The following is a 21,840-nucleotide window of genomic DNA, read 5'->3' on the forward strand; positions in this document are numbered from 1 at the left end:
ATGAAGACATTCGACATCATGGAGGCGCTGGCCGAGCCGTTCCGTCAGGCCGGACGCCGACCGCTGGCCACCATTGTCTGGGGTCTGGTGGGGCTGCTGCCCAGCGTGGGCGGGCTCGCCCTGCTGTTCTACATGTTCGGCGGCGATGTGTTCACCCAGGACCCCGACTTCGAATCGGGTGCCGGCACGGCGGTCTTCTTCCAGTTCCAGGGCTGGTCGATGCTGGTCAACCTGCTGGAATGGCTGGCGTCCATCGTCGTGATTGTGGCGGTCACGCGGGCCACGTTCGCCCGGCGTCGCAGCGACCGGGCGTTTTTCATGCGGGTGGGCGCGGACGAGTTCCGCGTGCTGATCGCCAGTCTGGTGATCGTGGTCGTCGCCATCCTCGCCCTGATCGTGCTGGGCCTGCTGTGTTTCGGAATCGGGGCACTGATCTGGCAGCTGCCGGAATTGCCGCGCGCGCTGGGCCTTGTGGTGCTGGGGATCGCGGCCTTCCTTTTGGTGCTGCTGGCGTCGGGGCGGGCCTATCTGATCCTGCCGGCCTGCGTCTGGCACCACAGTCTGGCGTTCGAGCAGGGCTGGAAGCTGGGGCGGCGGCAGTCGTGGAAGCTGGTCGGCCTTCTGATCATGCTGCTGATCGTGACCATCGTCATGACCCTGCTGATCATGGTGGTGGCTGTGATCCTGCTGCTGATCATCGGCGCGATCCTGGGCGGATGGGACATGCCGGCCATGGATGATCCCGAGGCCTGGGTGATGAACATGTTCGAGCAGCCGCTGGTCTGGGGCATTGCGGGGGCTGTGCTGCTGGTGCCGCTGGCTTGGGTGCAGGGCTTCTTCCAGCTGTTGGGCAATGCCCCGTTCGCCCATGTGGTCCGCGAACTGTCGGCGGAGGCGGACAGCGCCCCGGAAACCCCGGCTGACAATCCCGACGAGTCCCTCTAGGCTCGGGGCCTCATCAATCGGGAGGGTGTGGTGATGACGTTTTCTGCAACTGACGCGGCCTTTGAAGGGTTTCGCGTGGTCCGGCGCAAGCCGATAGTGCTGCTGTGGTGGGCGGCCTTCTATCTGCTCAGCTTCGCCCTGATCTTTCTTCTTGCGGCCGGTCCGATCGCAGGCCTGATGGCGGCTGCGGCCGACCTCGAGAATATGGGCCCCGGGGCGACGCCCGAGGATCTGCAGCCCTTCATGATGGCCTATCTGTCGGTGTTTCCGATCGTCATTCCGCTCGGCATACTGATGGGCGCGGTCCTGAACGCCGCCGTGGCACGCTCGGTGCTGGAGCCCGGGGCTTCGGCCTTCGGCTATCTGCGGCTTGGCATGGATGAGGTCCGCGTGGCGGTGGTCTCCGTAGTTCTGTCGATCGTCATGGGTCTGGCGGCCATGGTGCTGTTCGGCGTGGCCGGGGCCATTGCCGGCTTCCTGGGCACCGCCGACGTGCCCGGCGGGCCGCTGATCATGGTGGTGGTCTTCCTTGCGGCGGCTGCGGCGATGATCTGGCTGGCCGTGCGGCTTTCGCTGGCGATTCCGATCACCGTGGGTGAGAAGAAGTTCGCCTTCTTCGACTCCTTCAAGGTCACCGCCGGACATCTGTGGGGGCTGATCGGCATGGCGGTCATCGCCTTTGTCATGACCCTGGTCGTCAGCATCCTGACCACGATCGTCTTCTTCCCCCTGACCATGGGCATGGGGGCTGCGGTCGACTGGCAGTCGCTGGAGGGCATGAACGCCATGGGCATCCTGCAAGCCATCGGTCCGATGGTGGGGGTCGCCATTCTGCTGCAGGCGATTTCCTCGGCCCTGCTGGCCGCGGTCATGTACGCCCCCTTCGCCGCCGCCTATCGCGATCTGAGGGGCACGGGCACGCCCGAGCTGGCCTGATCGCCTGACTGACCGACTATCGATGAAGCCCGGGCGTCAGGCTTTCGCCCGGGCTTTTCGTTTGGCCGGAGCAGGCTCGGTTGTCAGGGCCTTCACGCGCGCCTTGCGGCGGGCCTCGTGGCGGTCGAGGACCGGCTTGAGGTAGCGCCCTGTCCAGCTGGCGGCGTTGCCGGCGACCTGTTCCGGCGTGCCGACCGCGACGATCTCGCCGCCGCCGTCGCCGCCTTCGGGACCGAAGTCGAGCAGCCAGTCGGCCACCTTGATGACGTCCAGGTTGTGCTCGATGACGATGATGGTGTTGCCGGCCTCGACCAGTTCCTGCAGCACCTCCAAGAGCTTCCTCGTATCCTCGAAATGCAGGCCGGTGGTCGGTTCGTCGAGGATGTAGAGGGTCTTGCCCGTGGCGCGCTTGGACAGCTCCTTGCTGAGCTTGACCCGCTGGGCCTCACCGCCCGACAGGGTGGTGGCGGGCTGGCCGACCTTGACGTAGCCCAGGCCCACGCGCTCCAGCGTCAGCATGCGGTCCCGGATCGGCGGCACGGCCTTGAAGAAGATCGCGGCCTCTTCAACCGTCATGTCCAGAACGTCGGATATGCTCTTGCCCTTGAAGACGATTTCCAGCGTCTCGCGGTTGTATCGCTTGCCCTTGCAGACGTCGCAGGTGACATAGACGTCGGGCAGGAAGTGCATCTCGATCTTGATGACGCCGTCGCCCTGACAGGCCTCGCAGCGGCCGCCCTTGACGTTGAAGCTGAAGCGTCCGGGTCCATAGCCGCGCGCCTTGGCCTCGGGCAGGCCGGCGTACCAGTCGCGGATCGGACCGAAGGCACCGGTGTAGGTGGCCGGGTTCGAGCGTGGGGTGCGGCCGATGGGTGACTGGTCAATGTCGATGACCTTGTCGAAATGCTCCAGTCCCTCGATCCGGTCGTGCGGGGCCGGGGCGTCCGAGGCATTGTGCAGGCGGCGCGCGGCGGCCTTGTACAGCGTCTCGATGGTGAAGGTCGACTTGCCCCCGCCGGACACGCCGGTGATGCAGGTGAACAGGCCGACGGGGATTTCGCCCGTCACGGCCTTGAGGTTGTTGCCGGTGGCGCCGGTGATGCGGAGCATCCGTTTGCGATCAACCGGGCGACGGCCATCGGCGGGCAGTTCGATCTCGCGCTCGCCGGTCAGATATTTGCCCGTCAATGATTGAGGATTGGCCATGACCTCGGCCGGCGTGCCCTGGGCGCAGATCCGGCCGCCATGGACACCGGCGGCGGGCCCCATGTCGATGACATGGTCGGCGGTCAGGATGGCCTCCTCGTCGTGCTCGACCACCAGCACCGAATTGCCGAGGTCGCGCAGGCCGCGCAGGCTGTCGAGCAGGCGGGTGTTGTCGCGCTGGTGCAGGCCGATGGAGGGTTCGTCCAGCACATAGAGGACGCCGGTCAGGCCCGAGCCGATCTGTGACGCCAGGCGGATGCGCTGGCTCTCGCCACCCGAGAGGGTGCCGGAATTCCGCGACAGGTTCAGATAGTCGAGGCCGACATTGTTCAGGAACCGCAGCCGGTCGGTGATCTCCTTGAGGATCCGTCGTGCGATTTCAGCCTGTTTCTTGGTCAGGGTCTCTTCGAGGGTTGAGAACCAGAGATAAGCCTTTGAAATCGATAGGGCGCTGACATCGGCGATGTCCTCGCCACTGATCTTGACCGACAGGGCTTCGGGCTTCAGCCGCTTGCCGCCGCAGGACTCGCACGGGGTTTCGGACTGATAGCGGCCCAGCTCCTCGCGCACCCAGGCGCTGTCGGTCTCGCGCCAGCGCCGCTCAAGGTTCGGCAGCACGCCCTCGAAAGGTTTCGAGACCTCATATTTGCGGGCGTTGTCGTCATAGACGAATTTGATCTTCTCCTTGCCCGTGCCGCCGAGGATGACGTCGCGCGCCTGCTGCGGCAGGTCGCGCCACGGCTTGTCCATCGAGAAGCCATAGTGGCGGGCCAGCGCCTGCAGCGTCTGGGTGTAGAGGGGCGAGGGGCCGCGCGACCAGGGGGCGACCGCGCCCTTGTGCAGGGTCTTGTCGGTATCCGGCACCACCAGTCCCGCATCGAAGGCCAGCTTGACGCCCAGACCGTCGCACGACGGACAGGCGCCGGTCGGGCTGTTGAACGAGAACAGGCGCGGTTCGATCTCGCTGATGGTGAAGCCCGACACCGGACAGGCGAACCGTTCGGAAAAGATGATGCGGCGGGGCTCGGTCTCGCCCTCGGCGACGCTGGCCCATTCGGCGACGGCGATGCCGTCGGTCAGCTTCAATGCGGTCTGAAGGCTGTCGGCATAGCGGCCCTCCAGCCCGTCCTTGGTGATCAGCCGGTCGACCACGATGTCGATGTCGTGTTTGAACTTCTTGTCGAGGACCGGCGCGTCCTCAATGGGATAGAATTCCCCGTCGATCTTGAGCCGCTGGTAGCCCAGCCGCTGCCACTCGGCGATTTCCTTGCGGTACTCGCCCTTGCGGTCGCGCACCACGGGCGCCAGCAGCAGGATGCGCTCGCCCTCGGGCAGGGACGTCAGCCTGTCGACCATCTGGCTGACGGTCTGACTTTCAATGGGCAGGCCCGTGGCGGGCGAATAAGGCACCCCGACGCGGGCCCACAGCAGGCGCATATAGTCGTGGATCTCGGTGACCGTGCCGACGGTCGAGCGCGGGTTCTTCGATGTGGTCTTCTGTTCGATGGAAATGGCCGGCGACAGGCCCTCGATCAGGTCGACGTCGGGCTTGCCCATCAGCTCCAGGAACTGACGCGCATAGGCCGACAGGCTCTCGACATAGCGACGCTGGCCCTCGGCATAGATGGTGTCGAACGCCAGCGAGGATTTGCCCGAGCCCGACAGCCCCGTCATGACCACCAGCTGGCCCCGCGGAATGTCGACATCGACGCCCTTGAGATTGTGCTCGCGTGCGCCGCGCACACGGATGAAGTCGTGTTTCTCGATCATGCCTGTCCGGGAACGCAAAGAGGGCCGGACGGGTCCGGCGTGCCGCCGCTATATGGGCATTGATTTGCGCATTTCAGCAAGAACATTTAGGGAACACTTAAGCTGGGCGTGTGAAGATTGACATTATTCTGAAATGGAATATTGTGGACACGTCCACTCTGACCACGGCCCTCACCCTCAGGTGAGCCCGGTGGAGACACAATCGATGAACCTCTTGTGTGAGGGTCTTTGGTGAGTTGGTCAGTCGAACTGGACGTTGCATTTCTGGAGGCCTGTGACGCATGGCCCAACAGCCAAAAGCTCGAACTGCTGGCCCTGCTAAGGGTGCTGGCAAGGTCCGGACCCGAGGGGCTGGGGTTGATAAGGTCGGAGTGGGAAGGGGTGCCGGACTGGACCCAACTGGCCAGCCCCGTCAGCCTGCCGCTTCCGGTTCACCTGTCGACGGGATGGAAGACCTTGGCACTCGATATCTTGCCGGGCCACAGGATCGTGGTCGCAGGCCTCGGCTAGAGCCCGCACCCGAGCGTCAGTCCGTGCCGTGGAACCCTGACCTCAGCGAAGAGGACGAACGTCAGGTCGAGGCGCTTGTCACCCAAATCGGCGAGAGGGTGCAGGCGTTCAAGGCGTTCCGGCTGGCGCTGGGCCTGTCGCAGGTCGAGATGGCGGAATTGCTCGGCGTCACCCAGTCAAATGTCTCCAAGATGGAGGCCGCGCGTGATCCGAAACTGGCGGTGCTGCGCAAGCTGGTTGAGGCACGGGGCGGGCGGTTGACCCTGCATGCCCACTTCGACGACCGGGACCTGGTGTTGCCGCTTTAGGGAATGCGACTTGCGCCGCCGGGCGTTTGACCCCATTCTCCTCTCATCGCGTGAGTAGTTTTGGAGGCCAGACGATCATGATCAGCGCTGTGGAAATCGGTTTCGCCCTTTCCCTCGTCGCCGTCGTGGTCGCCTATGTCTCGCTCCAGCCTCGCCCGAAGCCCGTCCCCATCCGCGTTCGTGACGCTCAGCGGCGTCGCCGCCCGCACGCCTGACGGCCGCACCCTCTTCGACAATCTGACCCTGTCGCTGGGGCGCGAGCGTACCGGCGTCGTCGGTCGCAACGGCACCGGCAAGACGACCCTGCTTGACCTGATCGCGGGCGACCGCAGCCCGGCCGAGGGCCACATCGCACGCACCGGCTCCATCGCCCGTCTGCGGCAGGACGCCGGAGCCGTGCCGGGCCAGACTGTTGCTGCCGTGCTGGGTGTCGAGGCGGCGCAGGCGCGGCTGGCGCGCATCGTGGCGGGTGAAGGCTCGGCGGATGATCTGGCTGAGGCGGACTGGACCTTGGAAACCCGGCTGGCCGAGGCGCTGGCCGCTGTCGGCCTCATCGGGCTTTCGATGAACCGCGAGGCCGCGACGCTTAGCGGTGGCGAGCGGACGCGGCTGGAACTGGCGGCGCTGGAGCTGGCCGGGGCCGAGCTGATCCTGCTGGACGAGCCGACCAACCACCTGGATGCCGGGGGCCGCGCTCTGGTGGCGGAGCGCCTGTCCTCCTGGCCGGGCGGGGCGGTGGTGGTCAGTCACGACCGGGCCCTGCTGCGCCAGATGGACCGGATCGTCGAACTGTCGCCGCTGGGGATCACGATCCATGGCGGCAACTATGACCTCTATGCGGAGCGGAAGGCCGTCGAGCGCGCCGCCGCCGAACGCGACCTGGCCGTGGCCGAGAGCGCGGTCGCCCGCACCGCCGCAGAGGCCCAGCGCCGGGCTGAGAGCAAGGCCCGGCGGGATCGGGCAGGACGAAAGAAGGGCATGAAGGGTGATATGCCGAAGATGCTGCGGGATTTCCGGGCGGAGACGGCCGAGAACTCCGCCGGCCATGACGCCCGGCTGGCGGCCCGTCAGGCGGCAGAGGTCGAACAGACGCTGATCGCGGCGCGGGAGCGGGTTGAGCGGGTGCGGCGCATGACCCTGCCCCTGCCGGCGACCGGACTGGCGGCCGGGAAACGGGTGCTGATGATGGACAAGGCCGTCATCGAGCCGGCCAATGGGGTGCGGATCGGGCCCGTTACCCTGCATCTGACCGGACCGGAGCGGGTGGCGATTACCGGGCCGAACGGTTCAGGCAAGACCACTGTACTGGACTTGATCGCAGGGCGAGCCGCGCCGTCGTCCGGCACGGTGGAATGCTCGGTGCCGCTGGCCCTGCTGGACCAGCACGCCGGTGTGCTGCGCGACGACGAAACCCTGATCGAGGCCTGGCAGAGGCTGAACCCCGACGGCACGCGGAACGACGCCCAGGCGGCGCTGGCCCGCTTTCTGTTCCGCAATGCGGAAGCCCACAAGCGCGTCGACACCCTGTCTGGCGGCGAGCGCCTGCGCGCCGCGCTGGCCTGCGTCATGACCGGAACCCGCCCGCCGCAGTTGCTGGTCCTGGATGAGCCCACCAACCATCTGGATCTCGACGCCGTTGAAGCCGTGGAGGCGGCGCTGGCGGCGTGGGATGGCGCGCTGGTGGTCGTCAGCCACGACCGGGATTTTCTGGCGGCGATCAGGATTGAGCGTGAGGTCAGGCCGGGCTGAGCGTCAGCCCCACGACTCCACCGCGCCCCGGCGGCGGCCCGGGACCGCGAGCGCGGGACGGTCCAGCCGGGGCTGTGGTTCAGGCTTGCCGAAGAACCAGCCCTGGCCCAGTTGCACGCCCAGCCTCAGCATCAGTTCGGCGACCTCGCCCGTCTCGACGCGCTCGGCCACGGTCCGGAGCTCCAGCCCCGCGCACATCTCGACCAGATGACGGATCAGGGTGCGGGATTTTTCGTCCTCGCAGGCCCGCATGACGAAGGCGCCGTCAATCTTTACGCCATCGACCGTCAGATGGTTCAGATGGTCGAAGGACGACGCCCCGACCCCGAAATCATCCAGATACACCTTGAAACCCGCCTGCCGCAGCCGGGCCAGACGCCCCTGGGTGCCGGGCAGGTCGAGGATGGTGGCGGTCTCGGTGACCTCCAGCTTCAGGCGTTTGCGAATGTCACCATGGTTGGCCGTCAGCCGCATCAAGGCCTCGCCATAGGTGTCGGTGGCCAGCGACCCGGCCGAGACATTGACCGCCACCCGCGTCAGCCCATAGCCGGGCTGAAGCATCTGCTGGATGGCCTTTTCCGCCACCACGAGATCGAAGCTCTCGATCAGGGCCAGGGTCTCGGCCAGACGGATGGTGCTCTCGGGGCCGTCACAGCCGGGAATGCGTGCCAGCGCCTCGAAATGATGCACCGCCCCGGACTCCAGCTCGACGATCGGCTGATAGTGCAGGGCAAAATCGCGCGCCTTTACCATGGCGCGGAAGCTGTCCATCTGCTCCAGGGTGCGGGTCAGGGTCTTTCTGAAGGTGACATCGGGATCGTCGAGCGCCCCGTTCGAGATACAGACCTCCAGCGCGTGCCGCATGGCGCGCAGGGTCGCCTGGCGGTCCACGCCGGGGGTCAGCTCGACCTGGCGAATGTCGGCGCTGACATCGACGCCCTCCAGCGCCGCGACATTGTGAATAGCGTCCTGGACGGCCGATGCGTCCGGATCCTCCCGCAGCAGGGCATAGGCGTTGCCGCTCAGATGCGAGGCCGAGGCCCCGTCGACCGAGGCGGCCTGCAGGGCCCCGTGCAGGCGGGTGGTCAGACGGTCGAGTTGCTCCCCCTGGACCTGTTCCAGACCGGTCACATCCACAAAGGCGAGCGTGAGCGGGTCGGACCTCCGGGCGGAGAGTGCATGGCCCGCCTGACGCATGAGGTCATCCCGGGTGAGCAGGGGCCTGGCCTCGGGCGTCTCCAGCTCAAAGCCCCGACCCAGCCAGGTGAGGGCACAGGAGCAGTGAGGGGCAAGCTCGGGCAGGCTGAAGAGGCGCACCCGAACCCGTCGACAGGCCCCGGGACCGAGGCTGTACAGAAGGTCGAGCGGATCGCTTCGAGCCCCGGGTGCCAGGCCGGCGAGGGCCGCCTTCAACCGGTCAGCGCTGCGGGCCTCGAACAGATCGGTCAGGGCGCGGCCGGTCCAGGTCGTCTCCGGAGAATGCCCCGTCGCGGGGGCCGCCCCCATGGCCAGCACGATCCGCCCCTCGCCGTCGATCTCGACGAGGGTGTCCGCCGAAGCGAAGGCCAGACCCAGAAGACGACTGTTGAGCGCCATTCCGCCCATCTAGCCCGACAGTCTTGAAGAAACCGGTGGCAAGTCCGGTTAACGCCGGGTTGCCGCGATGCGGGTCAGATGGCAGTGGGTCGCGGCATCGCCACCGATAATTCCTGAACATTCAAGGCTTTCGTACAAGCCCGGTGCGATTTGCCCGCCCTGCCTCCACGCCGGTGTAATCTGCGCGGCTGCCCCGGACATCTGTTGCAGCAGGAGGCAATTCAGACGGTTCAGACTCTTCAGACGGTCTTTTTCACCCGTCTGGATTCAGGCGGAGCGGCTGAAGGCGACGGCGCTGCCGTCGGTGGGGGTGGCCTGGCCGGTGGCGCCATAGGCATTGGGCACGCCGCGTTGCTCGCGGATCTCGGCGGCCAGGGTGCGCACCAGGCCTTCGGAGATGATGCGGGCAGCCTCGACGGCACGGGCGTGACGGCCGAGGATGGCCTCGAACGCCTCGGTCGCCTTGACCAGGGCCATGCGATCCGCCGCCGGCGCGCGGGCAAGTCCCGAGGGGTCGGCCTTGATCTGGGCCGACTCGCGGCGATAGCGATTGGCCAGCTCCTGGGTCTCGGCGAGGCCCGCGGCCACATCCTGCGGGCGCTGGGCCTCGAAGGCGGCCAGCTCGTCGGACAGGCGACGGGTCAGCGACTGGGTCAGGTCGATCAGCTGGCGGACGCGGGCCGAGGCGGTGACGGTAAAAGCGGTGTCGTGCATCACGAAGCCTCCTGCATCTTGAGCATCTCGGACATGACGTGGTCGGCCAGGCCGATCCCGCCCGAGCGGGCGGTCTGCTTGGCCATTTCGTCGATCAGGAACGACCGCCAGGTCTCTTCGGCCTGGCCGCCACCGAACGGGGCCTCGGTCGACAGGCCCTGGAACATGGGGCGCAGCATCTGGGCCAGGAAGGAGGCCTCGAAGTCGATAGCGGTTTCGCGCATGCGGTCCTGGCGCAGGGTCGGGGTCTGGACCGGACGGAGCAGGTCGGGCGAGAGGGTCAGCGGATCGGACATGGCGTTACATCACCTCGATGTCGGCTTGCAGGGCCCCGGCGGCCTTGATGGCCTGCAGGATGCTGATCATGTCCCGCGGCGTGACGCCGAGGGCGTTGAGCCCGGCCACCAGGCTGGACAGGGAGGCTCCGCCCCCGATGATCCGCATCTGGGTGCCCTGATCTTCTTCCACGCGGACGGTGGACGAGGGCACGACCACGGTTTCGCCCCGGCTGAAGGGGGCGGGCTGGCTGACGAAGGGGTCTTCCTGAACGGTGACGGTCAGATTGCCCTGGGCGATGGCGACGGTGGAGACGCGTACAGCCTCGCCCATGACGATCACGCCATTGACCTCGTCGATGATCACCCGGGCGGGGGCGTCGACCGTGACCGGCAGGTTCTCGATGCGGCTGAGATAGCCGGCCATGCCCCAGCCCTGGGGCGCGCGCACGGTCACGACGGTGCCGTTCTCGGCATAGGCGGTGCCGGGGTAGGTCTCATTGATGGCGAAGGCCACGCGCTGGGCAGTGGTGAAGTCCGGGTTGCGCAGGGTCAGGCGGACCTCGGCCTGGCGGCCCAGGTCGAAGCCGGTCTCGCGCTCGACCACGGCCCCACCGGCGATGCGGCCTGCGGTCGGCACGCCGCGCGTGATGGACGAGCCCGAGGCACCCGAGGCCGACAGCGACCCGGTCTGGATCGAGCCCTGGGCCACGGCATAGACCTCGCCGTCCGCGCCCTGCAGGGCCGTGACCAGCACCGTACCCCCCAGCAGGCTCTTGGCATCGCACAGGGTCGACACCGACACGTCGATACGCGCGCCGGGCGTGGCGAAGGGCGGCAGCTCGGCGGTCACCATGACGGCGGCGATATTCTTGGTGTTGGCGTTGGCGCCGCGGATATTGACGCCCTGACGCTCCATCATGCCCTCCAGCGACTGGCGGGTCAGGGGGCAGTTGCGCAGGTTGTCGCCGGTGCCGTTCAGCCCGACGACCAGGCCGTAGCCGACCAGCTGGTTGGAGCGGACGCCCTCGATCGAGACGATGTCCTTGATGCGCGACTGGGCCTGGGCGGCCTCAGGCAAGGCGACCAGCGCCAGGGCGCCAGCGGCGAAGCAGGAGGCGAGGCGGGCAAGAACTGACGTCATGAAAGGGGTCCTGACAGTTACGACCTGCGTCATGCCAATTCCGTGCCGTAATCGTAGATCAGGAAAAACAAGGGGTTGGTCTCGGCTTGCGGGTCTCCAGGCAGCAATTTTTGCCGGGCCGTTAACCAAACCCTCACCTGGCGGGTCCAGACTTCGCTCATGGTCCGGAGTGCCCGCACATGAAGATCCAAGGTCCGCAGTCGAGTGGTCCTGCCGCCCGTCCCACCCGCCCGGGTCAGGCTGCGGGCGGCTTCAGCCTGGGCGGCGCGGCCAGCGCTTCCGCCGCAGGGGCCAAATCCGGGGTCGCGGGCTTGTCCGGCCCGACCGGCGTCGCCTCGCTGATGGCGCTTCAGGGGGTGGAAGGGGTCGAGGGGGCGGTGGAACGCCGCCGCCGGGCGATCCGGCGTGGCCACCGTCAGCTGGACCGTCTGGAAGCCCTGAAGCTGGCGCATCTGGCCGGCCAGGCGGATGCGGATGCCCTCGGGGCCCTGTCCCGGACCGGGGCCGAGGATCGGCCCGACTCGGAGGACCCCGGTCTGAATGCCGTGCTGGACCAGGTGGACCTGCGCGTCGCGGTGGAACTGGCCAAGGCCGCCGCCGCCCGAAGCTGAGCCCTTTCAAGGGTGAGGACGAATTGTCACGCCTCACGGCATAGTGACCCGGCAAAGCTGGCGGGATTGGGGATTCGGCTTGAGACGACTCGCGGCCTTGCCTATAGGCCTGCATGCGCCACAGGGGGGCGTGAAGAGTGAGCGTGAGTGCGATGAACGCATTAGCGTCTGTTGTGAATGAAGTGACGGAGCCCTATCGCCCGTCCGACGACGAACCCTTCATGAACGAGCGGCAGCTGGCCTATTTCAAGGCCAAGCTGAACGCCTGGAAGGAAGATATTCTTCGGGAATCCAAGGGCACGGTCGTCAATCTGAAGGCCGAGACCGAGAACCACCCCGATCTGGTGGACCGGGCCTCGTCGGAATCGGATCGCGCACTGGAACTGCGGACCCGGGACCGTCAGCGCAAGCTGATCGCCAAGATCGATGAGGCGCTGCGCCGGATCGAGGACGGCTCCTACGGCTATTGCGAGGAGACCGGCGAGCCGATCAGCCTCGGACGGCTGGAAGCCCGGCCGACCGCGACCCTGTCGGTCGAGGCCCAGGAACGCCACGAACGCCGCGAGCGCGTCCACCGCGACGACTGAGGGCGGTGACCGGATGCGGGGCCTTGTCAGCATCCTGTTCGGTCTTCTGCTGCTCGCCAGCGCGACGCCCGTCCATGCACAACAGGCCGAGGTGCCTTTTCCAGCGGCCTTGCGCGGCGATGCCTTCCGGCTGGAGTCCGCGACCCTCGGGCGGGGCTTTGACATCTATGTCCGCCTGCCGCCCGACTATGACGCCGAGGGACCTGCCTATCCGGTCGTCTATCTGCTGGATGGGGACAGCCTGTTCCCTATTCTTGCGGCCAACCACCTGTTCCTGACCTATGACGAGGGCCTGCCCGAGGCTGTGTTGGTCGGCATTGCCTATGGCGGCTTTGATCCCTCGGTGAACCGCCGGGGCCTCGACTTCCAGTCTCCGGACGAGGGCCTTCCCGCCGAGCATGCCGGCGCCGAAGCGTTCCACACCTTCCTGACCGATGAGCTGCTGCCGATGATCGAGGGGCGGTTCAATGTCGATCCCGACCGGCGCGTCCTGTTCGGCCAGTCGCGGGGCGGCAATCTGGTGCTGTATTCAGCCGTGGCCCATCCCGATGTCTTCCAGGGCCGGATCGCCAGCAACCCGTCGCTGACGCCCGGCATGGCCTCGATCACTGGCAGTGCCGCGCGGGCGGGGCGGAATGACCTCAAGGTCGCCGTCACGAGTGGCGAGCGGGACAGGGCCGATCTCCGCACGGAGGCGGCCTTCTGGGCCGAGACCTGGTCGGGCCGGGATGCGGATCAGCGTCCCTGGCAGGTGCGTCTGATCCCGATTGCCGGGGGCACCCACGCCGCCAATGCACCGGACGCCTACCGCGCCGGGATGTTGTGGCTGTTCGAAAGGACCGACCCCTGATGCTGGGCCTGATCACGATCCTCGCCCTTGCCGGGCCTACCGGTGACCCGGAGCCGCCGTATTCCCGGTGGGTCAACGACTATCACCACTTGGCCATCGACTGCGATTTCATTACGCACAGCTTCGGCCGGAATGCCGCCTGGGGCCTGTGGCGGATGCCGTTCGAGCAGGTAGCCTGGGAGGTTTCGCATGCCGACTGGGACGGAGGCCTGATCCTGACCTTCTCCTGCCTTGACGGCACAGCCTGCATCCAGCAGGGCCGACTGGAGGACACGCCAGAGCGTATCAGTCGACATGAGGTGCCGATCAAGTCCGCAGACCGGATCGAAGGCCTCGACGCGATAGCGGCGGCGGTCAGCGCCGGGTGTGCTGTGGCCGAAGCTGAGCTTTCCTGACGCATCCCTGCCTTGACTTCGCCGGGGCGGAGCGCGACCTACGCGCCTCACGTTCAAGGTTTACCGCTCCATGCCTGTCAAAGTCCGTTTCGCCCCGTCGCCGACGGGTAAGCTGCACGTCGGCAATGTCCGCACGGCCCTGGTCAACTGGCTGTTCGCGAAAGGGCAGGGCGGGCAGTTTGTGCTGCGCATCGACGACACCGATCTGGCACGCTCGACGGCGGAGTACGAGCGCGGCATCGAGCAGGACCTGATCTGGCTGGGTCTGGTCTGGGACGAGCGCCACAACCAGTCGCAGCGCTTTGACCGCTACCGCGCGGCCGCCGAGCGGCTGAAAGCGGCGGGGCGGCTTTACCCCTGCTATGAGACGGCCGAGGAACTGGATCGCCGCCGCAAGGTGCAGCTGTCGCGCGGCCAGCCGCCCATCTATGACCGGGCGGCGCTGCAGCTGAGCGAGGCTCAGCGCGAGGCGTATGAAGCAGAGGGCCGCCGTCCGCACTGGCGCTTCAAGCTGGACGGCAAGCGGGTCCACTGGGTCGATCTGGCGCGCGGTTCGGCCGAAGTGGACACGGCCTCGATGTCCGATCCGGTGCTGATCCGCGAGGACGGGCTGTTCCTCTATACCCTGCCGTCGGTGGTCGACGATCTGGACATGGGCATCACCCATGTGATCCGCGGCGAGGACCATGTGACCAATACCGGCGCGCAGATCGAGATCTTCGAGGCGCTGATCGCCCTTGGCTGGACGGGCCGCCTGCCGGGCTTTGCCCATATGCCGCTGCTGGTCGGAGCGGACGGGCAGGCGCTGTCGAAACGGCTGGGTTCGCTGTCGATCTCGGAGATGCGGGATCAGGGCTATGAGCCGATCGCCATCACCAGCCACCTCGGCAAGATCGGTACCTCCGATGCGCTGGAGATCGCACCGTCGATGGCCGCGCTGGGTGCGGGGTTCAGCTTCGACAAGATGGGGCGGTCACCGGCCCGCTATGACACGGCGGATCTGGACCGGCTGAACGCCCAGGCGCTGCATGCCATGAGCTATGATCAGGCGCAGGGTCGGCTGGCGGCGGCCGGCTGTGACCTTGGCGAGGATTTCTGGACCACGGTGCGGCCCAATCTGGAGCGGTTCGGCGACGTCGAGGCGCTGGCGCGGATCGTCAAGGGTCCGGTCACGCCGGTGATCGCGGATGCGGAGTTCGCCAGGGTGGCGGCAGAGACCCTGCCGGAAACGATCGACGGCGACAGCTGGTCGGCGTGGACGGGCGCGATCAAGGGGCGCACGGGAGCCAAGGGCAAGGCCCTGTTCATGCCGCTGCGTCAGGCCCTGACCGGGCAGGAGCACGGACCGGACATGGCCGCGCTGATACCGCTGATCGGGCGGGAGCGGATCCTGAAGCGGCTGTCTGGCGAGACGGCCTGACCGTCCCGCCAGAGTTCAGACCGGTCAGGCGTTGCAGGCGGTCAGTTCTTCGGCCGTCAGGGCCGTGCCCTTCCAGGTAAAGGCGGTAACCTGGCCCAGACGGGCGACGACGCGGCGGCAGGCGCGCGTCGCCGGCTGGTTGGCGCCGCCGGTGGCGGTGCAGTTCGTGCCTTCACAGCGCCAGGTGGCACCGTCGACGATGACCCGGCCCGAGGGAGCCGAGGCGGCGTCGGCCAGCGTCGCCGAGGTGGCGGGGGTCTGGACCGGAGTGGCCAGGGTCGGGGTAGCGACAGCCAGAATGGCCGCGATCAGAAGCGTGCGCATGGGGAGAAACTCCATCTTGGACCGGGCAGGGGAGCCCGTGACGGCGCAATGTCCGTTGTTTTTGAAAACTGTCAAGGGCCGTGATCGCGATCAGTGCTTATTTGGTGACCGCTGATCACTTATCGATGATCATGTTTCAAATCGGACGGCGTGTCCATGCCGTTCAGGGCCTCAAGCGCCTCATCGACCGTGCGGCATACTGTCCATGCCTGGAGGAAGGATGCGGGGGTCATGCCGGCCTCGACCGAATGCTCCATGACCCGGAACAGGCTTTGCCAGAAGCCGTCAATGTCGAGGAAGATGACGGGCTTGCCGTGCAGGTCGAGGCGTTTCCACGACAGAAGTTCGATGACCTCCTCGAGCGTGCCGATGCCGCCCGGGGCGACGACGAAGGCATCGGATTCGTCGTACATGATCTGCTTGCGCTCGTGCATGGAGTCGACCACCAGGGTCTCGACGTCGTCGAAAAGGCGTTCCCGGCTGCGCAGGAACTCGGGCATGACACCCAGGACCCGGCCCCCCGCCGCGTGGGCGGCCCGGGCCGAGGCACCCATCAGGCCGACGCCGCCGCCGCCATAGACCAGCCGCCAGCCTCTTTCCGCCACGCCCTGGCCGAAGGCCCGGGCGGCCTCGGTATATTTCGGGTCGGCGGTTTCGGATGATCCGCAGAACAGGCAGACGGAGCGGCCACTGAAAGGACGGATCTCGGCGGAAGTCGTGGGCATGGAACCTCTGGAATACAGGCAGGAGATTCGACGGTCGGTATGACTGTCGGCAAGCGGGGGTTTTTGCCATACAGGGCAGATGGCTTCCGCGAAACGCATGATTGAACGATATGGCCTCCGATCCCCGGCAGGGAGGGCGGTGACCGGCCTGACCCTCGCGTTACTCGTGGCCGGGTGCGGCGGGGACGAGCGCTCATCCCGGGAAGCGGGGGCGGCCACCCAGGTCGCGGGTGCCGGTTCCGGATGGATCATGCCTCCGTCGGTCACGGGCCTGCACCGCGATGGCGCCGAATTGGTGGTGTCGGGCCAGGCGGACCCGGGCGGCCGGGTCGTGCTGAGGACGCCCGCAGGCCAGGCCTATGCCGCAGTGGCCGATGCCGAAGGCCGGTTCGAGGTGCGGCTGACGGCGGTCGACGGACTGGTTCTCACGCCCGAGGCGCAACTGGGGCAGGACACGGTGCCCGCCCCCGGGCGAATGATCGTGCTGGACGCGGCCCGCGGATCCGCCGTGATCCTGTCGCCGGGCGGGGCCAGTCGGCGGTTGGGCGAGGCGCCCCCTCTGTCCAGTGTCGACCACGACGGCCGGGCGGCGATCCTGTCCGGTCGGGCATCGCCCGGGACGAACGTCAGGGTCGAAGTGCCCGGGCGTGGCCCCATTCAGGTGCAGGCGGATTCCACCGGCCAATGGCGCGTCGGTTTCGATGGATCGCCGCCGGCAGACGTGCGGATCGAGGGGCAGGACTTTGCCATTCCCCCCCTGTCTGTCGACCGGAATGATGCCACGGCCCCGGACATCAGCCGCGACGAGCGCGAGGATGGCTTTGTCCTCAGATGGCAGGCACCCGACGGTGCGCCACAGACCAGTTGGCTGCCGCGTCGTTAACGACTTCTTAAGGCAATCAGCCGAACAGCGGTCTTGGGATTCCTTTAGCGAGGCACCCACCATCACCAAGCCTTTTCAAAGCCCGGCGCGCTGCGTCGGGCTCTTTTTTCATGCCATGTCGGGGAAGGATGAGTGGCTCCGCGGGTAGGATTCGAACCTACGACCAGCCGATTAACAGTCGGCTGCTCTACCACTGAGCTACCGCGGAACAGGAACTCAAGAGGGGGGCGCTATAGCAGCGGCCCGCCGGACTGTGCAACGATAAATCGACACCATGACGCCGATATCCCTGACCTCTGTATCCCTGACCTCTGTCGATGATCCCCGGATCGCCGCCTTTCGCGACGTGCGCGAACGGGACCTGACGGGCCGCGAGGGGCTGTTTATCGCCGAGGGCGAGGTGGTGTTGAACGTGCTGACCTCGGCCTGGTCGCGGTGCCGCGCGCGGGCCGTGCTGCTGGCGGACAAGCGGCTGCCAAAGCTTGAACCGGTGCTGGCGCGACTGGATGCCGATGTGCCGATCTATACGGCCCCGCAGGAAGTTGTGGACGGGATCGCCGGGTTCCATCTGCACCGGGGGATTCTGGCGCTGGGCGAAAAACCGGAGCCGCTGGACCTCGACGCCTTTCTGGCCGGACGACCGGAGCGATCCGTGCTGGTCGGGACCGTGGGCATCGGCAATGCCGACAATATGGGCGGGATATTCCGGAACGCGGCGGCCCTGGGGGCGTGCGGGGTGCTGGTCGATCCCGCCTGCTGCGACCCCTTCTATCGCAAGGCCATACGGGTCTCGGTGGGTGCGGTTCTAAGGACCCCGATTGCGTCGGATGTGTCTGCCACGGTCATGGTCGAACGGGCCGAGGCCCACGGCTATGTGCCGCTGGCGCTGACGCCCGGGGAGGGGCCGGATCTGACCGATCTGGAACCGCCTCAGCGCGCCCTGGTCCTGCTGGGATCGGAAGGGCCCGGCCTGCCCCGGGAGGTCCTGGCCCGCGCCCGACCGGTGAGGATTCCCATGGCGTCCGGCTTTGATTCGCTGAACGTCGCGGCGACCTCGGCGATCGTGCTGCACCATCTGACTCGCCGTTGAAGCGAATCACGGAGTTGTTAGCGCATTAACCCTTTGTACACCTTGCTGAACGGTCCCGATTGTGGCGCTATTGCGGCGTCCGGGGAGGTCGTCATGTTCAGTGATGTCATTGGTTTCGTCGTCCGTAATGCCCGTCTGGCGGTGACCGTCGGCGTGGTGACCGGGGCCGTGAGCGCGGCCAGTCTGCTGGGATGGTTGACGGCGCCGATCGCCTGACCTTCGCCTGAAGATCAAAACGCTCTAGACACATGGCTTTCGGGTGGCCGCGTGCCGCCGCAGGCCGAGGTATTTCGTGTCCGTCCAGAGCGTCAGCATCACCCCGTGGCAGGATCAGGAGCCCGGCACCTCGGGCCTGCGGAAGTCGACGCGCGACTTCATGCGGCCCGGCTATCTGGAAGCCTTTCTGCAGTCTGTGTTCGACGAAGCCGCGCCGCTGGCGGGGGATGCCCTTGTGGTGGGCGGCGACGGGCGGTTCTTCTGTCGTGAGGCGGCGGCCATCGTCGTGCGCATGGCGCTGGCCAACGGCTTTTCGCGCGTCATCGTGGGGCAGAACGCCCTGATGTCGACGCCGGCCGCCTCGGCCCTGATCCGCAAGCGTGGCGCGAAGGGCGGGGTGATCCTGTCGGCCAGTCACAATCCGGGTGGTCCGGACGGCGACTTCGGCGTCAAATACAATACGGAGAGCGGAGGCCCGGCGCCGACGACCTTCACCGCCGGTGTGTTCGCGCGCAGCAAGGAACTCCGAGCCTATCGCATCCTCGACGAGGAGGCGCCCGACCTGTCCCTCATCGGTGAGTTCCGGCTGGACGAGGGCGTGGTCGAGATCATCGATCCCATCGCCGACTATGCCGATCTGATGGAGACGGTGTTCGATTTCGGTGCCATCCGGGCTCTGGTCTCCAGGCCTGGCTTTCGCATGGCGTTCGACGCCATGAATGCGGTGACGGGCCCCTATGCCGTCGAAATCCTTGAGCGGCGACTGGGGGCGCCCGCAGGGACGGTGATGCGCGGTGAGCCGCTGCCTGACTTCGGCGGCGGCCACCCCGATCCGCATCCGGATCACACGCCCGAGTTGACGGCCCGCATGTTCGGGGACGACCCGCTGGATTTCGCAGCGGCCTCGGACGGGGACGGGGACCGCAATATGATCATGGGGCCGGGCATGGTGGTGTCGCCCGGCGACAGTCTGGCGATCCTGGCAGCGAACGCCGGCTGTGTGCCTCGGTACAGGGACGGTCTGAAGGGACTGGCGCGCTCCATGCCGACCAGCCGCGCGGCGGACCGCGTGGCCGCGGCGATGGGCATCGAGATGCACGAGACGCCGACCGGCTGGAAATTCTTCACCAATCTGCTGGACGCCGGGCGCATCACCCTGTGTGGCGAGGAGAGCTTTGGCACCGGCTCGGACCATGTGCGCGAGAAGGACGGCCTGTGGGCCGTGCTGTTCTGGCTGAATGTGCTGGCGGCGACCGGTAAGGGCGTGGGCGAGGTGGTGGTCGGCCACTGGTCGCGGTTCGGCCGGGACTATTATCAGCGGCACGACTATGAAGGGCTGGAGGTTGGCCCGGCCCAGGCCTTCATGCAGGCTCTGCGCGAGGCGGCGAACGGGGCCGAGGGGCGGCAGGTCGCAGGCTATCGCGTGCAGTCGGCCGTGGACTTTGCCTACAGCGATCCGGTGGACGGGTCAGAGGTGAAGCATCAGGGCGTGACCGTCCGGCTGAGCCCTGACGCGCGCGTGACATATCGCCTGTCGGGCACGGGGTCGTCGGGGGCGACGTTGCGGGTCTATCTGGAGCGGTTCGAGGATCCGGCGGGTGACCTGCACCGCGACCCGGCCGAGGCCCTGGCCGCCGTGGCCGAGGTCTCGCGGGCCTTTGCCGGGATCGAGGCCCGGCTGGGGCGGACGGAGCCCTCGGTCATCACCTGAGCCGTCAAGGGCCGGATACGAAAAGGCCCGGAGGGTGACCTCCGGGCCTTCGCGCGTCTGGCGGATCGCTCCTTCAGTCTTCCTTGACGTTGTCGACGTGACCGGCCATCCCCTCGACCGGGCTGGAGAGCGCCGGATCCTCGGTGATGTCGATCCCCTTGGCCAGCTTCGAGTTCCAGAACCCGTAGATGGCGTAGATCACGGCACCGACCGCCGCATAGGTGGCCAGGATGGTCAGCGGCAGGGGGTTGTCGGCCAGGGCGTGCTGGACCATGGGCGTGAAGTTCAGCGCCGCCAGTCCGAGACAGGCCAGGATGCCGAGGGTGGCGGTCACCACGCCGCCGGGCACCTTGAACGGACGCTCAAGCTCCGGATGGCGGATGCGCAGCACGATCACCGAGAAGCAGACGATCGAGAAGGCCAGCGCCGTTCCAAGCGACACCAGGTCGCCGAGGATGCCGATCGGCAGGAAGGCCGCCGCGGTGGCGATGGCGATACCCAGCAGGATGGTGCCGATCCAGGGGGTGCGGAACTTGTCGTGCACGACGGCGAAGGCGCGGGGCAGCAGGCCGTCGCGGGCCATGGTGTAGAAGACCCGCGTCTGGCCGAAGCACAGCACCAGCATCACCGAGGACAGGCCCGTCACGGCGCCGATCTTGATGAGGAAGCTCATCAGGTTCAGTTCGCCACCCGGCGCGATGGCCAGGGGGACATTGGCCCATTCCAGACCCATGCGGTCGATGGCGACAGCGATCGGGGCCGGGCTGGCCAGTTCCATGAAGGGCACCACGCCGGTCATGACCATGGCGACCATCATGTAGATGATGGTGCAGACGATCAGGGCACCGAGGATGCCGATCGGCACGTCCTTGGATGGATTGCGCGCCTCGGCCGCGGCCGTGGAGACCGCCTCGAAGCCCACATAGGCGAAGAAGATGATGGCCGCGCCACGGAAGATGCCGCCGACACCGAACTGGTCCCAGGTGCCGCCTTCGGGCGTCGGGGGCACGAAGGGCACCCAGTTGGCCGGATTGATGTAGGCTATGCCGATGGCGATGAAGGTCAGCAGCACCAGGACCTTGATGACCACGATGGCATTGTTGACGTTGGCGGATTCGCTGACCCCCATGACGAGGAGCAGCGTCACCAGGCCGATGCCGATGGCGGCGACCATGTTAAATGTGCCCGTAGGCTGGAACATGATCGGCCCGGCTTCCTGCGCCACGGCCTGGATGAAGGGGGTAGCGAACTGCGGCGCTTCGTTTCCGGCGAAACTTATCGTCGGGAAGACGACGCCAAGATCCCCCAGCAGCGAGACCACATAGCCGGACCAGCCGACCGCGACGGTCGAGGCGGCCACGCCGTATTCCAGCACCAGAAGCCAGCCCATGATCCAGGCGAACACCTCGCCGAGCGTACCGTAGGCATAGGTGTAGGCCGATCCCGAAACGGGCATGGTCGAGGCCAGTTCGGCGTAGCACAGGCCCGCCAGCGCACAGGCGATGCCGGCTAGCACGAAGCAGAAGATGATGGCCGGACCGGCGTGGGCCGAGGCCACCTGGCCCGTCAGCACGAAGATTCCCGCGCCGATGATGCAGCCGATACCCAGGCTGACCAGGTTGATGGGGCCCAGCGTCCGCTTCAGGCGGCTGGTCGCAGCCTCCTTCTGGATCTGATCGACGGATTTTCTAAGAAACAGTCGGTTTCCCGGCGGTCTCGCGCCTTGTGCGGACATATGGTTGCGCCCCCTCTAGATAACGGCCGCCTCCCGGACGGCTCTTGAACCGTTGGGGACGCTAGCGGCCAAGTCCCCTGCTGGCAACGTGGTTTCACAAGGACAAAGGATTGTGAACGCTTCATGCGGCGGAGGATACC

22 protein-coding genes and 1 tRNA gene are annotated in these 21,840 nt (G+C 66.9%); 14 read left to right on the forward strand and 9 right to left on the reverse strand.

The window, feature by feature from the left end:
- Together IBJ06_RS03100 and IBJ06_RS03105 are read left to right on the forward strand one after the other, a co-directional pair.
- A complete protein-coding gene (locus IBJ06_RS03100) occupies window positions 1-945 on the forward strand; it encodes a hypothetical protein (RefSeq protein WP_292157125.1) in 945 nt (314 codons plus the stop codon).
- 33 nt (window positions 946-978) lie between these two features.
- Window positions 979-1,881, forward strand: a complete 903-nt coding sequence (locus IBJ06_RS03105) for a hypothetical protein (protein ID WP_292157128.1) — start codon at window positions 979-981, stop codon at window positions 1,879-1,881.
- Window positions 1,882-1,917: 36 nt separating this feature from the next.
- On the opposite strand, the gene uvrA is transcribed toward IBJ06_RS03105, so the two are convergent.
- Window positions 1,918-4,857 (reverse strand): excinuclease ABC subunit UvrA, encoded by a 2,940-nt coding sequence (gene uvrA, locus IBJ06_RS03110; protein ID WP_292157130.1) that lies wholly within the window; start codon window positions 4,855-4,857, stop codon window positions 1,918-1,920.
- A 231-nt stretch (window positions 4,858-5,088) separates the two neighbouring features.
- Between uvrA and IBJ06_RS03115 the strand changes: the two genes are divergently transcribed.
- From IBJ06_RS03115 to IBJ06_RS03125, 3 genes are all read left to right on the forward strand, one after another.
- Complete coding sequence (locus IBJ06_RS03115; RefSeq protein WP_292157132.1) at window positions 5,089-5,367, forward strand: hypothetical protein; 279 nt, start codon at window positions 5,089-5,091, stop codon at window positions 5,365-5,367.
- 23 nt (window positions 5,368-5,390) lie between these two features.
- Entirely contained in the window at window positions 5,391-5,675 is a 285-nt protein-coding gene (locus tag IBJ06_RS03120) for a helix-turn-helix transcriptional regulator (protein ID WP_292157134.1), read from the forward strand.
- 180 nt (window positions 5,676-5,855) lie between these two features.
- Window positions 5,856-7,424 carry an ABC-F family ATP-binding cassette domain-containing protein gene (locus IBJ06_RS03125; protein ID WP_365811859.1) on the forward strand — a complete coding sequence of 523 codons (1,569 nt, stop codon included), beginning with the start codon at window positions 5,856-5,858 and terminating at the stop codon, window positions 7,422-7,424.
- 3 nt (window positions 7,425-7,427) lie between these two features.
- On the opposite strand, the gene IBJ06_RS03130 is transcribed toward IBJ06_RS03125, so the two are convergent.
- The 4 genes from IBJ06_RS03130 to IBJ06_RS03145 form a co-directional block, all read right to left on the reverse strand.
- Entirely contained in the window at window positions 7,428-9,020 is a 1,593-nt protein-coding gene (locus IBJ06_RS03130; RefSeq protein WP_292157137.1) for an EAL domain-containing protein, read from the reverse strand.
- A 267-nt stretch (window positions 9,021-9,287) separates the two neighbouring features.
- Window positions 9,288-9,734, reverse strand: a complete 447-nt coding sequence (locus IBJ06_RS03135) for a flagellar basal-body protein FlbY (RefSeq protein WP_292157139.1) — start codon at window positions 9,732-9,734, stop codon at window positions 9,288-9,290.
- The gene (locus IBJ06_RS03140; protein ID WP_292157141.1) at window positions 9,734-10,030 is read right to left on the reverse strand and encodes a rod-binding protein; all 297 of its coding nucleotides are present in this window, start codon (window positions 10,028-10,030) and stop codon (window positions 9,734-9,736) included. Before IBJ06_RS03140 ends, IBJ06_RS03135 begins: the two co-directional genes overlap by 1 nt.
- 4 nt (window positions 10,031-10,034) lie before the next feature.
- A complete protein-coding gene (locus IBJ06_RS03145) occupies window positions 10,035-11,153 on the reverse strand; it encodes a flagellar basal body P-ring protein FlgI (protein WP_292157143.1) in 1,119 nt (372 codons plus the stop codon).
- Window positions 11,154-11,332: 179 nt separating this feature from the next.
- Between IBJ06_RS03145 and IBJ06_RS03150 the strand changes: the two genes are divergently transcribed.
- The 5 genes from IBJ06_RS03150 (at window position 11,333) to gltX (ending at window position 15,016) form a co-directional block, all read left to right on the forward strand.
- Window positions 11,333-11,764, forward strand: coding sequence for a flagellar assembly protein FliX (locus IBJ06_RS03150; protein ID WP_292157145.1), 432 nt, complete (start codon window positions 11,333-11,335; stop codon window positions 11,762-11,764).
- Between the two features lie 152 nt (window positions 11,765-11,916).
- The gene (gene dksA, locus IBJ06_RS03155; RefSeq protein ID WP_292157147.1) at window positions 11,917-12,351 is read left to right on the forward strand and encodes an RNA polymerase-binding protein DksA; all 435 of its coding nucleotides are present in this window, start codon (window positions 11,917-11,919) and stop codon (window positions 12,349-12,351) included.
- A gap of 13 nt (window positions 12,352-12,364) precedes the next feature.
- Entirely contained in the window at window positions 12,365-13,201 is an 837-nt protein-coding gene (locus IBJ06_RS03160; RefSeq protein WP_292157150.1) for an alpha/beta hydrolase-fold protein, read from the forward strand.
- The gene (locus IBJ06_RS03165; RefSeq protein WP_292157152.1) at window positions 13,201-13,596 is read left to right on the forward strand and encodes a hypothetical protein; all 396 of its coding nucleotides are present in this window, start codon (window positions 13,201-13,203) and stop codon (window positions 13,594-13,596) included. Before IBJ06_RS03160 ends, IBJ06_RS03165 begins: the two co-directional genes overlap by 1 nt.
- A gap of 70 nt (window positions 13,597-13,666) precedes the next feature.
- Window positions 13,667-15,016 carry a glutamate--tRNA ligase gene (gene gltX / locus IBJ06_RS03170; RefSeq protein ID WP_292157154.1) on the forward strand — a complete coding sequence of 450 codons (1,350 nt, stop codon included), beginning with the start codon at window positions 13,667-13,669 and terminating at the stop codon, window positions 15,014-15,016.
- 24 nt (window positions 15,017-15,040) lie between these two features.
- Here gltX and IBJ06_RS03175 read toward each other — a convergent pair whose 3' ends face one another.
- The gene (locus tag IBJ06_RS03175; protein ID WP_292157155.1) at window positions 15,041-15,340 is read right to left on the reverse strand and encodes a hypothetical protein; all 300 of its coding nucleotides are present in this window, start codon (window positions 15,338-15,340) and stop codon (window positions 15,041-15,043) included.
- A gap of 119 nt (window positions 15,341-15,459) precedes the next feature.
- Window positions 15,460-16,065, reverse strand: coding sequence for a TIGR00730 family Rossman fold protein (locus IBJ06_RS03180; protein WP_292157156.1), 606 nt, complete (start codon window positions 16,063-16,065; stop codon window positions 15,460-15,462).
- Window positions 16,066-16,315: 250 nt separating this feature from the next.
- Between IBJ06_RS03180 and IBJ06_RS03185 the strand changes: the two genes are divergently transcribed.
- A complete protein-coding gene (locus IBJ06_RS03185) occupies window positions 16,316-16,948 on the forward strand; it encodes a hypothetical protein (RefSeq protein WP_292157158.1) in 633 nt (210 codons plus the stop codon).
- 133 nt (window positions 16,949-17,081) lie between these two features.
- On the opposite strand, the gene IBJ06_RS03190 is transcribed toward IBJ06_RS03185, so the two are convergent.
- Window positions 17,082-17,156, reverse strand: a tRNA-Asn gene (locus IBJ06_RS03190).
- Window positions 17,157-17,222: 66 nt separating this feature from the next.
- Between IBJ06_RS03190 and IBJ06_RS03195 the strand changes: the two genes are divergently transcribed.
- The 3 genes from IBJ06_RS03195 to IBJ06_RS03205 all read left to right on the forward strand — a co-directional run bounded on the left by IBJ06_RS03195 (window position 17,223) and on the right by IBJ06_RS03205 (window position 19,965).
- Window positions 17,223-18,038, forward strand: a complete 816-nt coding sequence (locus IBJ06_RS03195) for an RNA methyltransferase (RefSeq protein ID WP_292157160.1) — start codon at window positions 17,223-17,225, stop codon at window positions 18,036-18,038.
- A 93-nt stretch (window positions 18,039-18,131) separates the two neighbouring features.
- On the forward strand, window positions 18,132-18,254 hold the full coding sequence (locus IBJ06_RS03200) for a hypothetical protein (protein WP_292157162.1): 123 nt from the start codon (window positions 18,132-18,134) through the stop codon (window positions 18,252-18,254).
- Between the two features lie 76 nt (window positions 18,255-18,330).
- Window positions 18,331-19,965 (forward strand): alpha-D-glucose phosphate-specific phosphoglucomutase, encoded by a 1,635-nt coding sequence (locus IBJ06_RS03205; RefSeq protein ID WP_292157164.1) that lies wholly within the window; start codon window positions 18,331-18,333, stop codon window positions 19,963-19,965.
- Between the two features lie 73 nt (window positions 19,966-20,038).
- Here IBJ06_RS03205 and IBJ06_RS03210 read toward each other — a convergent pair whose 3' ends face one another.
- A complete protein-coding gene (locus tag IBJ06_RS03210; protein WP_292157166.1) occupies window positions 20,039-21,700 on the reverse strand; it encodes an amino acid permease in 1,662 nt (553 codons plus the stop codon).
- Window positions 21,701-21,840 lie beyond the last annotated feature (140 nt).

This window comes from Brevundimonas sp. (assembly GCF_016742135.1).
Lineage (GTDB): Bacteria > Pseudomonadota > Alphaproteobacteria > Caulobacterales > Caulobacteraceae > Brevundimonas.